The sequence below is a fragment of the Desulfitobacterium elongatum genome, from assembly GCF_055378975.1.
In genome coordinates this window covers 1,918,464-1,932,401 of sequence record NZ_AP038772.1, presented here as the reverse complement: position 1 = coordinate 1,932,401, position 13,938 = coordinate 1,918,464, and the positions used below count along the sequence as shown (strand labels likewise).

11 protein-coding genes and 1 pseudogene are annotated in these 13,938 nt (G+C 45.2%); all 12 read right to left on the bottom strand.

What is annotated here, in order from left to right; translation table 11 throughout:
• Positions 1-3: 3 nt before the first annotated feature.
• Positions 4-1,254, bottom strand: coding sequence for a lysine 2,3-aminomutase (gene kamA, locus ACZ42W_RS09170; protein ID WP_464170154.1), 1,251 nt, complete (start codon positions 1,252-1,254; stop codon positions 4-6).
• A 272-nt stretch (positions 1,255-1,526) separates the two neighbouring features.
• The gene (locus tag ACZ42W_RS09165; RefSeq protein ID WP_464170152.1) at positions 1,527-2,936 is read right to left on the bottom strand and encodes an amino acid permease; all 1,410 of its coding nucleotides are present in this window, start codon (positions 2,934-2,936) and stop codon (positions 1,527-1,529) included.
• A gap of 383 nt (positions 2,937-3,319) precedes the next feature.
• Positions 3,320-4,129, bottom strand: coding sequence for a 3-keto-5-aminohexanoate cleavage enzyme (gene kce, locus ACZ42W_RS09160; RefSeq protein ID WP_464170150.1), 810 nt, complete (start codon positions 4,127-4,129; stop codon positions 3,320-3,322).
• Positions 4,122-4,523, bottom strand: coding sequence for a 3-aminobutyryl-CoA ammonia lyase (kal, locus tag ACZ42W_RS09155; RefSeq protein WP_464170148.1), 402 nt, complete (start codon positions 4,521-4,523; stop codon positions 4,122-4,124). Before kal ends, kce begins: the two co-directional genes overlap by 8 nt.
• A gap of 19 nt (positions 4,524-4,542) precedes the next feature.
• The gene (gene kamE, locus ACZ42W_RS09150) at positions 4,543-5,286 is read right to left on the bottom strand and encodes a lysine 5,6-aminomutase subunit beta (RefSeq protein WP_464170146.1); all 744 of its coding nucleotides are present in this window, start codon (positions 5,284-5,286) and stop codon (positions 4,543-4,545) included.
• On the bottom strand, positions 5,279-6,844 hold the full coding sequence (kamD, locus tag ACZ42W_RS09145; protein ID WP_464170144.1) for a lysine 5,6-aminomutase subunit alpha: 1,566 nt from the start codon (positions 6,842-6,844) through the stop codon (positions 5,279-5,281). Before kamD ends, kamE begins: the two co-directional genes overlap by 8 nt.
• The gene (locus ACZ42W_RS09140) at positions 6,841-8,304 is read right to left on the bottom strand and encodes a sigma-54 interaction domain-containing protein (protein WP_464170142.1); all 1,464 of its coding nucleotides are present in this window, start codon (positions 8,302-8,304) and stop codon (positions 6,841-6,843) included. The genes kamD and ACZ42W_RS09140 overlap by 4 nt, the downstream gene beginning before the upstream one ends.
• 13 nt (positions 8,305-8,317) lie before the next feature.
• Positions 8,318-9,352, bottom strand: a complete 1,035-nt coding sequence (gene kamB, locus ACZ42W_RS09135) for a lysine 5,6-aminomutase reactivase subunit KamB (protein ID WP_464170140.1) — start codon at positions 9,350-9,352, stop codon at positions 8,318-8,320.
• Positions 9,353-9,355: 3 nt separating this feature from the next.
• Positions 9,356-10,396: an L-erythro-3,5-diaminohexanoate dehydrogenase gene (gene kdd, locus ACZ42W_RS09130; protein WP_464170138.1), complete on the bottom strand. Its 1,041-nt coding sequence runs from the start codon at positions 10,394-10,396 to the stop codon at positions 9,356-9,358.
• Positions 10,397-10,682: 286 nt separating this feature from the next.
• Entirely contained in the window at positions 10,683-11,624 is a 942-nt protein-coding gene (locus ACZ42W_RS09125) for a DMT family transporter (protein ID WP_464170136.1), read from the bottom strand.
• Between the two features lie 175 nt (positions 11,625-11,799).
• Positions 11,800-12,450, bottom strand: coding sequence for a cobalamin B12-binding domain-containing protein (locus ACZ42W_RS09120; RefSeq protein ID WP_464170134.1), 651 nt, complete (start codon positions 12,448-12,450; stop codon positions 11,800-11,802).
• A gap of 12 nt (positions 12,451-12,462) precedes the next feature.
• Positions 12,463-13,839 (bottom strand): annotated as a pseudogene (gene mtbB / locus ACZ42W_RS09115) ([dimethylamine--corrinoid protein] Co-methyltransferase).
• Positions 13,840-13,938 lie beyond the last annotated feature (99 nt).

Genomic DNA, 13,938 nt, shown 5'->3' with positions numbered 1-13,938 from the left:
CTGTCAATCTTCTGTTTTTCTCAGTAACAGATTATTGGGCTCTAAAGAAATCGTTTGACCACTGAGTAGACCCGTTAATCCAATCTTCGTCTCGTGATGATTTCCCCCACAGATTTTACACAGAGCCTCAGGATCAATCATTTGCTTGGGTTCTGTATAGGTCGTTATTACCCCTTCATAGTTCCTTAATATGGTTCGCCCTGGGCCTTGAGAGATTAGATATTGTGGCATAACCGGAATCTTCCCCCCTCCACCCGGAGCGTCCACAACGAAAGTTGGAACCGCTAACCCAGAAGTGTGCCCTCGCAGGTACTCAATCGCCTGAATTCCTGCACTGACCGAGGTCCTAAAATGTTCAATTCCCTGGGACAAATCGCATTGATAGATATAATAAGGTCTAACCCGAATTTTCAGAAGTTGCTGCATGAGCTTTTTGAGAGTTTCTGGACAATCGTTGACCCCTCTTAGGAGAACGGACTGATTTCCGATGGGTATACCCGCATCAGCTAGACGAGCACAAGCTTCAGTCGCTTCAGGTGTAATTTCTTTGGGATGATTAAAATGTACATTAACATAAATAGGATGATATCGTTTAAGAATCTCGATGAGTTGAGGAGTAATACGCTGAGGCAGGACTACCGGAGTACGCGTGCCAAACCGGATGATTTCCACATGTTCAATTTGGCGAAGTGACTTTAATATATATTCGATTCTCTCATCAGAGATTAAGAAACTATCTCCTCCGGATAAAACAACATCGCGGACAACAGGATTCTCCCGAATGTACTGAATGCAACGATCAATAGATTCCGTTGAACGAGCCTGATCATGAACTCCAGCTATCCGACGACGAGTACAATGCCTGCAGTACATAGAACATTGATCTGTCACAAGGAACAGCACCCGATCTGGATATCGATGTGTGAGTCCTGGAACAGGCGCATCTTTATCCTCGTGTAAGGGATCATCCATATCGAATAGGCCATGATGCAACTCAGCTGAAGTGGGGATTGCTTGTTTCCGTATGGGACAGTTCAAATCCTTCGGATCAATGAGTGTAGCGTAGTAAGGTGTAATCGCCATTCTTAAGCTTTTCAAGCAATTCACGATGCCTTCTTCTTCCTCAAGGGTTAGATCAAATACCTGTTTTAATTGGTCGAGTGAAGTTATCCGATGAGCGACTTGCCAATGCCAGTCAAACCACTGTTCCTCTGTAACTTCTGCCCACAAGGGGATATCATGATAATCCCTCATACTCTCCGCTCCCTCCCTGATGTTTAGCACCACGATGTTTACTACACTATATTTGCAATATCTGTGCCAGGGAACTTGGCTTAACATCGAGGCATAATATAGGAGGGGAAGGAGGATATTCGCGGGGCTCGCCTTACTCTTCTGCCCTGTTATTGGCATCGACTGCATAGTTTCGGGCAGAGAAAATTCAAAACGTATTTTAAGGAGAAATGAAGGCTGCCCTTCAGCGAGGCAGCCATGTTATGCACTACAACTACTTAGGCTTAAAAACTTTACCCACTTATTCCCTTTGAATTATTAATACTTTTTACCGTTACAAATTTCGTTTTATATTTAATCTTGTACCCAATCCAGAGTAAAGCGAAGGCCGGAACGCCTAGATAAACAGAGAGCCGAGATGCGGGATCGATTAGAGTGCCCACGGTAACAATCGCACAGATGATGAAAGCTAATATCGATCCTATAGGATAAAGCGGTGCGACATATTTAAGTTTGGATAGGTCTCCATTTTCAGCAAGGTATATTTTACGGAAGCGGATATGGGTAAACGCAATTCCGAGCCATGTAAAAAGACCTGTCAACCCTGACATAGCCAATAACCACATATAGACAGAGGATTCCGCATAGAAACCGGTTAAAAAGGCAACACAACCCACTGCTCCGGTTGCTAAGAGGGCATACACCGGTACCCCGTTTTTATTCACCTTACCAAAAATCTCTGGCCCTTTTCCTTCGTTAGACAAGGCATATAGTACTCGAGACGCTGCATATGTTCCTGAGTTTCCACAAGATAGGACAGAGGTAATGATAACAAAGTTGATTAAATCTCCAGCATAAGGGATTCCGCTTTTTTCAAAAATGAGTGTAAACGGACTCGTCTCAACTCCGGCATCCGCCCATGGAATCAAGGCACCGACGATAAATACCGCACCTACGTAGAAGAGAACTACCCGCCAGATTAAGGAACGATTGGCTTTCGGAAGCGTTTCTTCTGGGTTTTCACTTTCTCCTGCCACAATTCCGAGTAACTCCGTACCTTGTAAAGCAAATGCCGCTGCAAATGCAATCTGAATGACTGCCATAAAGCCATGAGGGAAGGGACCACCGTTCGAGATATAATTGCTCATTCCAACTCTCTGACCTCCAAGAATTCCGAATATCATCAGAAAGCCTACAACAAGGAAGATAATAACAGTGACCACTTTGATTCCAGCAAAATAAAATTCAGCTTCTCCAAAGGCTTTAACTGACAATAAGTTAAGCCCAATCAAAAGGACGAGGAAGAAGATGCTCCAGATTAAAACCGGTACATTCGGAAACCAGTATTTCATCAAAATTCCACCAGCGACAACTTCAACCCCTAAGGTAATAGCCCAAGCGAACCAATAGTTCCATCCCATGGCAAAGCCGAGGGCTGGATCGACATATTTTGTAGAATAGGTCTCAAATGAACCAGCGACTGGCATGTGGGTGGCCATTTCCGTTAAGCCTGTCATTATGAAATAAACCATGAATGCGATAATTGCATACGCTGCTAATGCTCCTCCTGGACCAGCGGTATTGACCGCATACCCTGTGGCTAGGAATAGACCTGTACCAATTGCTCCCCCGAGAGCAATCATCGAAACAAGCCGCGGACCTAACTTTCTGTGTAATTCATGACCGTCACTACTAGAACTCATAACCATTCCTCCTTTTATTTATTTTAGGAACACTATGTTCCCAAAGCCATCATTTTAGAAAGACGTTAGAAGGATGGTTATTACAGATAAACTTTTTCTAATATTCAGATAATAAAGCCAATAACTTAATTACCTTTTTCAATTGCATATTAGATTTCTTATGCAACCTTTGTGCCATATTACTAATAAGGTCTTAACTTAACTCTATGCAAGATGCCTACAACACAAGAACTGACGATGATGACTAAATTGACGATTTCTTAACATCTGTTTTCCATAAAGTAAGCTATAAGAAGTAAATTCATATCTGAGTTTTCCATTCACATTACCTGCCAAGAATTAAGCGCTATTGCTCAATTCTTGGCAGGTCATCAGGTCCGAGATTATATGCCTAGAATTTTCCTTGCTTCATCAGGCGTTGCCACTGGACGTCCCAACTCTCCAGATAATCTCGCAATTCTCTCGACGAGTTGCGCATTATTTTCAGCCAAAACACCTTTTTTATAAAAGATATTATCCTCGAAGCCTACTCGAACATTTCCACCCATAAGAATCGCCATAGTGGCTAAAGGAAGTTCAAAGCGCCCAATCCCTGCTACGGTCCAAGTACATCCTTCTGGAATCGATTCCACTAAATGGAGTAAATGTCTTGGATCCCCCGGAATTCCACCAGGTACCCCCATGACAAAATCAAAATGAAGGGGGAGCAATAATAACCCCTTTTTCACAAGGGTAAGAGCATTCTGAATCATCCCAACATCAAATACTTCAATCTCGGGTTTTACTCCGTAAGCACTTATTTCTCGGGCAAAATACTCTATGACTCCTGGAGGATTAGAAAAGACATCGTCCCCAAAATTCACGGTCCCCGTAGTGAGAGTGGCCATCTCAGGCTTCAGTGTGACGGGTTGCAAGCGCTCTTCCGTAGTCATCCAGGCCGCTCCACCTGTGGAAACTTGAAGGATGATGTTACACTCCTTTTTGATGAGTTGCATTGTCTTCTCGAAGACCCCTCGGGATTGAGTCGCCTTTCCTTCCTCATCTCGCACATGGAGATGGACAATAGATGCCCCTTTTTCTGCACACAACACCACTTCTTTAGCGATCTCTTCGGGAGTTAGAGGAAGATTCGGATTATCTTGACGTGTGGCTTCTGCTCCGACTGGGGCAACAGTGATGATGAGTTTATCCAATCTGATTTCCCCCTCTTTGTAGTTCTTTCGGAACGACACAGGTGCCACTAGCTACGCAGACCACCACGGGTTCGGGTAAGACTTTGGCAGCTGAGGGAACGTCCAAACTCCCTTCAAGTGTTATGACTTTCACTGCGCTAAACTCCATTCGACGAGAGGTGTTTCCGATCTTCGTGATTTTTCCTCGGGCCTCGATGAAATCTCCTGCGTAAACCGGAGCTTTAAACTCGACATTGCCATAGCCAGCGAATAATCCCTCATCACCGTCCAATCGAATAAGTAGCTCGGTTGCAACGTCTCCAAATAGATCGAGCATTTTGGAACCATTGACGAGTCCACCTGCATAATGAGCATCATGATGACTCATTCGAAGTCGGATGATCACTTCTTCCATAGTCTCCCCTCCTCAGTTTTCAAACCTTTTGCCTTCGGCTTAACTCCTCCACTAAAAAAGAAGCGACATGCTCTGCATAGGTATTGGGTCCAAAGCCTGCATCATAACCCAGCTCTTTGGCGAGTTCATGGCTAATTCTTGGGCCTCCGACCACGAGGACAATCTTGTCCCTTAATCCTTCTGCTTCAAGCATGTCTGCTAATTTTGTGAGATTGGTAATATGGATATTTTTCTGAGTTACCACCTGGGATACTAGAATCGCATCCGCGTTTACCTCATAGGCTTTGCGGATCACTTCTTCACAGGTTACTTGGGCTCCTAGATTCAGAGCATTAATCTCATGATAGCTCTCGAGACCTTTATGCCCATTAAAGCCCTTCATATTTATTATCGCGTCAATACCCACTGTATGGGCATCACTTTCGATACAAGCCCCGATGACCGTCAATTTGCGCTGGAATTTCACTTGTATCGTTTCATCGACTTCCTGTTTACTTAGAAGCTTCAACTCCGCTTCAGGGACAAGGACTTGGGTAAGATCAATGCTCTTGGCACATTTTGCATAAAGCACAAAGAAGCTAAAGTTCGTGCTCAGGGACTCTGCATAAACGACAGAGGCCTCTTCAAATCCTATCTGTAGCGCTAGCTGTCTAGCCCCTTCTTTTGCTTTTCCGGAAAGCTCTACGGGTAAGGTAAAAGCTAACTGAACGATTCCATCATCTAAGGTGTCCCCATAGGGCTTAATGTGAGTGAGATCAAGCACAGCCCCTTCCTCCTTTCAGAATCAATGGAATAAAGGGATTCAGGTAATCCGGTTCACGATTGATTACCCCTTCCAAACCCTTTCCACCTAGCGGAGAACGGGAGATATCTGCGAACCATCCTCTTTCTAAGGCATCCATCAGACCAATCTTCTCTACATTTTCTAAGAAAAGAACTGCCTCGTTCAAGACATGGCTCGCTCTTTGTTGGATGAAACCCTCGGGTCTAAAACTGATTTCTTCCGATAGACTTCTCATGGTATTAAAAATGTAGCGAGCAGATTCTATGCTAAGATAGCGATCCTGCATCAGTGGAGTATGAATGGCTTCCGTAAGAATACCCAGGAGATGAATGCTTTGCTGGGTCATGATCGAACAGACATTAAAGAGTGAGTCCTGGACATGCCCTTTAAAGATATTTCCTGTCATATACTTTGTAGGGGGCATGTATTTAATCGGATGATTCGGGAAAATCTCGCGAACCAGTTGCGCATGAGCCAATTCATACAGGAAGCCATCCTGCACCTTCGGATCAATCTCGAAAGCATGCCCTAAGCCAAGTTGTTCTTCGCTCATACCACAACGGAAGGCAAACTGTTCATTGATTAATTCTGAGGCTATCACGGTATGTGCACTTTCGAGGGCATCTGCTGTGGTCAAATAATTATCTTCCCCGGTATTGATAATAATTCCGGCATAACCATTGATCAGCCGAGAGAAGAACTGATCCACAAACGTTCTCTGCATATTGATATCCCTGAAAATAATCCCATACATTGAGTCATTTAACATTACGTCCAGCCGTTCCATAGCACCCATCGCTGCGATTTCTGGCATGCATAAACCTGAACAATAGTTTGTAAGATGAATGTAGCGATTCACCTCTTGCCCCACTTCATCGAGGGCTTGGCGGAGAATCTTGAAGTTTGCCTGTGTGGCGTAGGTTCCCCCAAAGCCTGTAGTCGTAGGCCCATAGGGTACATAATCCAAGAGGCTCTGTCCCGTGGTTCGAATCACGGCGATAATATCTGCTCCCTGTCGGGCTGCTGCCTGAGCCTGAATAGCATCCTCATACACATTACCCGTTGCAACAATGACGTAGAGAAGGGGTTCTTGCCCCTTGCCCCATTGTTTTTGTAGAGCTTCCCGTTCTTCGCGACGAGCTTTGATTTGTGCTAAGGCCTTTTCTGCTAGGCTCAAGGCTAAAGCTTCAATCTCATCTTTCGGACTCACAGGAAGACTCATCAAATCTATTGTCCCGTGAGCAACCCCTTCTGCTATCTGTTGAGGGGATAACTTTAACTGCAATATGGCATTAGAAACCCAGTATAGGGCACCTTTTCCTAGCCCACCAGCATTGCGAATTTTATCAACCACACTATTTACGAGTGGAATCTCTGCCTGATCCACCCCATCCGTTCCTAATAATCGAAGAACCGAGCGTTCGACCGTGACGGTCGTCCGTGTCTCAATCTGCTCTTGGATCTTCTGAACGATTTGATTTGCTAACTCCCTCCCCCGAGCGATAAGCACTGGATCAAGATGAAGTTTTGGATTCAATTGATCCCCCCCTTTAATAGATTAAGTCTTTCACAATTCGTTATCTCGTGAAGTTTAAGCTTGTATTGAAGGGTTTGACGAGGTATCCCTAGCAAGGCGGCTGCTCTAGAAATGTTTCCTGCACACTTTTCCATTGCCTCTTTTATATGCTTCTTTTCGTAGTAATTGAGAAGCTCAGGCAAACTCCCTTCTGACGGCGACATTTTGGCTTCAACCGATTGATTCTCGAACCATTTTTGTAAGTGGAACGGTAAATGTTCAAGCTGAATCGTCTGTCCAGATACCATGTTCATGGCATGTTCAATCGCATGCTGCAATTCGCGCACATTCCCTGGCCAGTGGTAAGACATAAAGGCTTGGCTGGTTTCTTCACTTAACTTGCTAACACGACATTTCAAAGTTTCGTTGTACCTTTTAATAAAGGAGTCCGTCAGAGCGGGAATATCCTTCTTCCGATTCCGTAGGGATGGGACATTGATAGAGACGACATTCAGACGATAGTACAGATCAATACGCAACTCTTTATTGCGTACCGCTTCTTCAGGGTCAACATTCATACAGGCGATGATCCTCACGTTAACGGGACGAAGTTTTATGTCACCGAGGCGCCGAATCGTGCCTTCTTGCAATACTCGGAGTAGTTTGCACTGTAGTTCCAAGGGCATGGAATTGATCTCATCTAAGAAAAGCGTGCCCCCATCCGCTAACTCAAAGAGCCCTGGACGATCCTCCGCACCCGTAAAACTCCCTTTCACGGTTCCAAACAGGATACTTTCTAATAAAGTAGAGGGAAGTGCAGCACAGTTTTGTGCAACAAAAGGCTCGTTCTTGCGCGGGGAAGCATTATGAATCGATTGAACGACAAGCTCTTTACCTGTCCCAGTCTCTCCAATCACGAGTACAGGAGACGAACTTGCAGCCACGCGCTGGCCTAAGATCTTTAATTGAACCATGGACTCCGAACTCCCAATGATGTCATTAAACTGATAACGGGCCATACACCCCGGTTCAACTTTAGATTTCTTTCGAGCACTGACTTTGGTATCCAAAAGTTCCGAGTGTAAATCTCTTACCCGCTCCGATAATTCCTTAATCGCAGTTATATCTTGTGATATATCGCAGGCTCCGATGAGCTCCCCGTTACGAAAAAGCGGATAAGTAGAATAAAGGAGCGTCACTATCTTGCCCGTACTGATGACGACAGTTTGTTGCAAGTTCAGTACGGGCTCCCCGGTTCTTAGCACTTGCATTAGGCTACTGGTTTCCAAAGTTAAAGAAGGATAGACTTGCAAAACATGCTTACCCAATACCTCAGCAGGATCCAAATCATCCATTTCCGCGGCTGCACGGTTGTAATAAACGGTAATTCCGTCTGAATTTACAACCTGTACTGCCTCCTGAATTTGGTTCAAAACCAAAACAAGGTAGATATCTGCTTCAGTCTCTAAGTGTCTTTGCAAGCTTTACTCCTCCTCAAAACCTTGATGCCTTAAATCTTTTCTCTCTCAAAACATCGACTACAGGAAGAGGATCTAAGGCCCTCCCCATCGCATTAAGTAGCTCCTCCGCCTGAAAGCCCTTTCCCCCAGGGAATGTTGGATTTACGGTTACACCGAGTAGCTGAATCGGATGTACCACCTCAAAACTCACGCCATGCGAGTTGAGCTGCTTCCAAAGGCCAGGATTTAAAAAAATTTTACTACCATCCTTAAGGATAACGTTAGGAGGATTCTCCGTTCTGCGTAAGGCCTCCCCTAAGGCATCACTGACTGCCCCCTTGATGAAGAGGGTGGATATTCCTTTTGCAAAGAGCTCGACCCACTCTTCCATTGTCAAAAGGGCGGTTACTCCCGGAATTTCATAGAATTTACTGCCACATCTCCAGGCCACTTTCGCTTCCATTTGCTTAGCCTTATCCAAGAGATCAGGTTCAGAACAGATTGGAAGAGTCAGCTGTTCGACACGTGATTTTGTCATTTGGACGACTTGCTCCAGATCTCGACTCAAGGTCGCTCCACTGGATAAAATCACGTGATGAGTTAGGCTGGGATCAGCAGAACTTTGTCTATTAAACGCTCCATCTATAAGAATACACTGTGCCCCATGACGAGCTAACCGTCCTAGGACCTCTTTGACTTCAGAATTCTTACTCGGCCCTGCAAGAATGACCTGCCCTTCTTGCAAGGCACGATAGATTTCTATCTCCCCAAGAGGAGTATGAATTCCTGTTTTCTCGACACGTTCCAATGTATGCGTATTCGGTATAAGCTTGCTTCCTGTCGCCAGGATCATGCCAGGCTGAACTGTAATGGAAGGCTTCGGAAGTTGAGTTAAGGAATCAAATCTTTCTCCATCTCTGCCGATAGATGTTAGTCCTAAAGTACGACCTTGGGCATGGAGATGGCGCTGTATATAATTGAGGGTTACAGTCTTTCCTGCGTTCTTCGCCATGCCCACAACGGTAAGTATTGCTGGATCATGCTCAAGGAGTCTGGCCCAGTTAAACATCGCTTAGGCGTAAAGTTCTTGGAAGATATTCCAAAGAACGGAACTTTCCCTTACGGTCTGTAAGGCTACGATCGCATGATTTCGGCAGTAGCCGTTCCCGACTAACATCGTTACATCCTTCCCGATGCCCTCTGCTCCGAGTGCAGCAGCAGTAAAACTCGTTGCCATACTAAAGAAATATACCGTTCCTTCCTCTCGAGTCGCCATGATCGAGCCCATCTCCGTGCCCGGTATATTTACGCAGTTGATGGTCATATCTGCCATTTTACCTTCCGTAACTTCTGCCACACTCTGCATTACTTTTAAGGGATCTGTCGCATCCACCTGAAGGACAGCGTCTACGAACCCCAGCTGACGCATCCGCTCACAGCTGGTTTTGCCTGAGCCGATACCGATAACCTTCCCTGTAATCCCGGCTCTCTTTTTAGCTTCATATAAACAGAGCATACCGGATTTCCCACCGCCACCGATTACCAAAACAGTTTGACCCGGTTTAACCAGATGGGCCGTCTGAGCGGGTGCCCCGGCCACATCAAGAATGGCTAAGGCTAAGGAGGGAGACATATCTTGGGGCAAGACTGCATAAATTCCGCTGCTGAAAAGAATTGCTTTTGCCTCTACTTCAACCTGTTCTTTTTCCATATGAATCGCTTTGATCTCATCAATTTGGAGGGGAGTTAAAGAGAGTGAGACAAGGGTAGCAATCCGGTCACCTACCTTAACAGGCGTCTTCCCCTCCCACTTCGGCCCGATTTCTATCACTGTCCCCATAAGCATTCCGCCGGATCCAGTGACAGGATTATGATGCTTGCCGCGTTTTGCAACGATGTCCAACATCGTCTTGGCCATCTCTTCAGGAATTCCATTCGCTTGTTTCTTAATCTGAGTAAAGCTTGCTGCATCGATATTTAAGGTGTCCACTTGGATAAGTAACTCATTATCATAAATCTCCATTGTGTTGTCTATTCTCCATGCCGGTTGAGGTAAAACACCTTTTGGCTCTAAGACACGATGTGTTCCATACGGACAGCCTCCGATAATCATTCCTATCAACCTCCCATTTTAGGAATATTCTAAATATCCAGAAATATTACCGTACTTGATTTCTACAGATAAGCTTCTTTTCCTTCTGCTACTTCCATTTTTTTCTAATAATTCACTTTATTTACATTCTATCGAGTCTTCATCAACGTCCCCCTTCCCTACCTCATGTTCTTAGTAAGCAATATTAAGGGATCTTAACGACTTCACAGTCTATTGCTTTCTTATATGCAATTCTCATTCCATCTTGCTCATGTAATTATGCTCATTCAGCCCACAAAGCACCTCCCTATAAATTTTGCTTCTTCCTGGTAAGCGCGTTTTGGGCACCCGACTGCTGACTTTTCGTCAGGTATCTACTTAATATAGAAGGCCCAAGCTCAACGAAGAGAATCGCTATAAAGATCAGGGTACTACCGATGAGGCCGCGTGGTGAAGGAGCTTCACCCCAGATCCAGATCGAAAAAAGCAAAGAAAAAGGTGCCTCAAGTCCCATCAAGAGAGCCGCATGAGAGGAAGAAGTATATTTCTGAGCAACATTTTGGATGACCAAGGCAAAACTAGTCCCAAGTAAACCCGTATAAAGTACAGCTCCCCAAACGAAAGGGGGGATTTCTAGCTGAACGGGTTCAAAGGTCAATGAATACACCATACTCATAATTCCTGTAAACGCGATTTGTACAATAGTTAAAACATAAGGATTATACTTTAGGGAGTAATGCTCCACTGCAAGGATATGAAACGCATAGAAAACCGCACAGACGACTGAAAGTAAATCCCCTTTGCTTAGAAAGAAAAGTTCATTCAGGGAGATTGAGATCATGCACAAGCCACTCAAGGCGAGAATTGCACCGGTGATCGGAACCCAGCCTACAAATTTTCGTTTCAGTAGGGAGGCCATAAAGGGAACAATAACGATGTACAAACTTGTTATAAAGCCTGATTTTCCAGGAGTTGTATACTGTAGGCCTATCGTTTGGGTGAGAAATCCGAGGAAGAGAAAAATCCCGATAATACTCCCTGCCAATAATTCAGCACGCTGGGTTACTCGTAAGTGCTTCTGAAAAAAGATCATAAGGATGAGGGCTGCAATGAAAAACCTGAGTCCGATAAACTCCATGGGCGGAATGATTCCAATAGCGAATTTAATTAAAGTGAAGTTCAGTCCCCAAATCATCCCTATAAGAATCAACGACGAATCGGCCAAAAAAGCTCGTGAGCGTTTGTTCATCCCTACCCCTCTTTCTTATACTTTCTTATCCTCTATATATGTTCCTATCTCCTACTCTCCTCGCTCTGTATTATTGCAACTTACGCTCCAATTCCGGATTTATACCCTAATCTAGATAGAAGCAAAAGAACCCATATAGCCCGGTTTGGCTGGATGGGTTCAAGACGGTTTAGAATTAGGATAAAGACCTTTTTCCTCGCAAAATTCTTAGTACTTTATTGACGCCGTCGATCGCATTTTCTGCATAGATATCCGCGCCGATTCTCTTTGCCCACCGTTCTGTGATGGGGGCCCCCCCGACGACCGTGACAAACCGATCCCGCAAGCCTTCTTTACGAAGGGTATCTTCCAACGCTTTCTGCTCCTGCATCGTCGTGGTTAACAAGGCGCTCGTCCCAATGATATCTGCCTTGACCTCAAGGGCCTTCTCAATGAATTTATGGGTGGGAACATCTCTCCCGACATCATAGACTTGGATTCCATTGGCTTTGAACAAAGAAACGACAATAGATTTTCCTATATCATGAACGTCACCTTTCACAGTTCCGATGACTGCGATCCCTTCCCGTGAAGTGTTCGAGACGTGTATGGACTCATTGACAATACTAGATACCTTTTCCATCACCCCTGCGCCTATGACGAGTTCAGGCAAAAAGACTTTACCCCTTTCAAAAAGCTCTCCTATCTGAACAATTCCTGGAATAAACCCTTGGGTCATTAACTCCAAAGGGTCAATTCCTTGTTGCAATCCGAGTCGGGCAATTTCTTCAGCCTTCGCCAAATCCATATCGACTATCGATTTTGAAGCGGCTGCAAATAACTCCATTGCATTCCCCCCTTAAATCAGTTTATCTAAGAAGCGTTTGACTGAGTTAATCTCAATCCCTAGAACTTTACCAATGTTCATTTGCGCCTGAATCCCCCTGGCTTTTCCGGGTGGAGCGGTTACTCGACCGATGTTCAGATCCTCTCTGACCTCGTTCATGATGACCTCATCACTTAATTCCAGGGTAGATACACGAAGTTTTTCTGCAACATATTGCTTAGCTTCGCCAATTCTCATACCACGGGTCATTTGCATCCGAGCAACCAGATCTCCGGCTGTACGCAATCCGCCCATGCCCGAGGCGAGTGTATGACTTGCAATCATCCCACAGGGATCACCCGAACCTACCTATAACCCATCAATCTTCGCGACCTCAGCCATGGCAACAGATACACGACTTGTAATATCCACAGGAAGGACTTCTACCGTCGTCACTGCTCCTACTCCTAATCCTGCATTCGCGTGAACTGGGATATCTGAAGCATCGGCACACGATTTACAGAAGGTCACTGCACGAGCTAAATTAAACGCAAAGGATTTATTGCAGATATTATTCACCACCGGGCCAAAAATCGTCACCCCTGCCTTTTGAGCCAACTTGACTTGCTCATGTGGATAGAGCCCAGCTAACCTTACTCCGTCATAATAAAGATTCCCATGCATACCAAGGACAAACTCTCCAGCCATTCCCATTTCGATGCAGATATCCGGATACTTCTTCTTTAATATCTCTGTCGCCTTCAAAGCTGCATAAAAATCAGCATCTCCCGCCGCCCCGCTCGTATCAAAGTCGATTCCCTGAGCACCGCCTTCATATACCTCACTGGCGACATAAACAAGATCTTCAACGCAGTAATCGATCGCTTCTTCCTGTGCTGCTTGTGCCTCAGCGATCCTTCCTTGAGGAAGAAGCTCTGCCCAATTGGGCACTGGCCCATCAGGACGACTGTAAAGCCCCAGATTAGGCATTGCCCCATAAAAGAGTGGAATAGTAAGAACCTGGGAAGCCTGCTCAATGATTGCCCTCTCCTCAGAAGCGATCCCCTTTACTGCTTTGTAGCTGTAGTCAATAAAACCTGATTCTGCAGAATCCATCCCTAATACTCGTTCATACGTTTGTAAGAGCTGAATCCGATTCACCATAAATCCCCGTGGGACTGCCCCAATGGAAGGTGAATCCCCAGTCATAATGATTTCGTTCCCCTTTTCGACCCCAACAAATTTGCCCGGTCGGCATATAATCTCATGTAAACGTGCTAGCTCATCTTCTGAGAGCGTCGGGATACTCGCTCTCTCCGCCGCATCTAACGTTCCAGCTTCAAGATCTGTTCGAATCTGATCGACCGTGGCATTCAATATCGAGCCATCTCCGAGTCGTGTAAAAACCATCGCCGTATTTCTCTCTCCTTTCGTTTAACTTTATTAAATAATTCTCATGCACATCCTAGCTTCCCTTGCTTGCGCTGGAATTAAGCACGGAATATAATG

Coding starts and splice junctions, on each gene's coding strand:
- kamA (WP_464170154.1), bottom strand. CDS start 1,254: ATGAGGGATTATCATGATATCCCCTTGTGGGCAGAAGTTACAGAGGAA.
- ACZ42W_RS09165 (WP_464170152.1), bottom strand. CDS start 2,936: ATGAGTTCTAGTAGTGACGGTCATGAATTACACAGAAAGTTAGGTCCG.
- kal (WP_464170148.1), bottom strand. CDS start 4,523: ATGGAAGAAGTGATCATCCGACTTCGAATGAGTCATCATGATGCTCAT.
- kamB (WP_464170140.1), bottom strand. CDS start 9,352: ATGTTTAACTGGGCCAGACTCCTTGAGCATGATCCAGCAATACTTACC.
- kdd (WP_464170138.1), bottom strand. CDS start 10,396: ATGATTATCGGAGGCTGTCCGTATGGAACACATCGTGTCTTAGAGCCA.
- ACZ42W_RS09125 (WP_464170136.1), bottom strand. CDS start 11,624: ATGAACAAACGCTCACGAGCTTTTTTGGCCGATTCGTCGTTGATTCTT.
- ACZ42W_RS09120 (WP_464170134.1), bottom strand. CDS start 12,450: ATGGAGTTATTTGCAGCCGCTTCAAAATCGATAGTCGATATGGATTTG.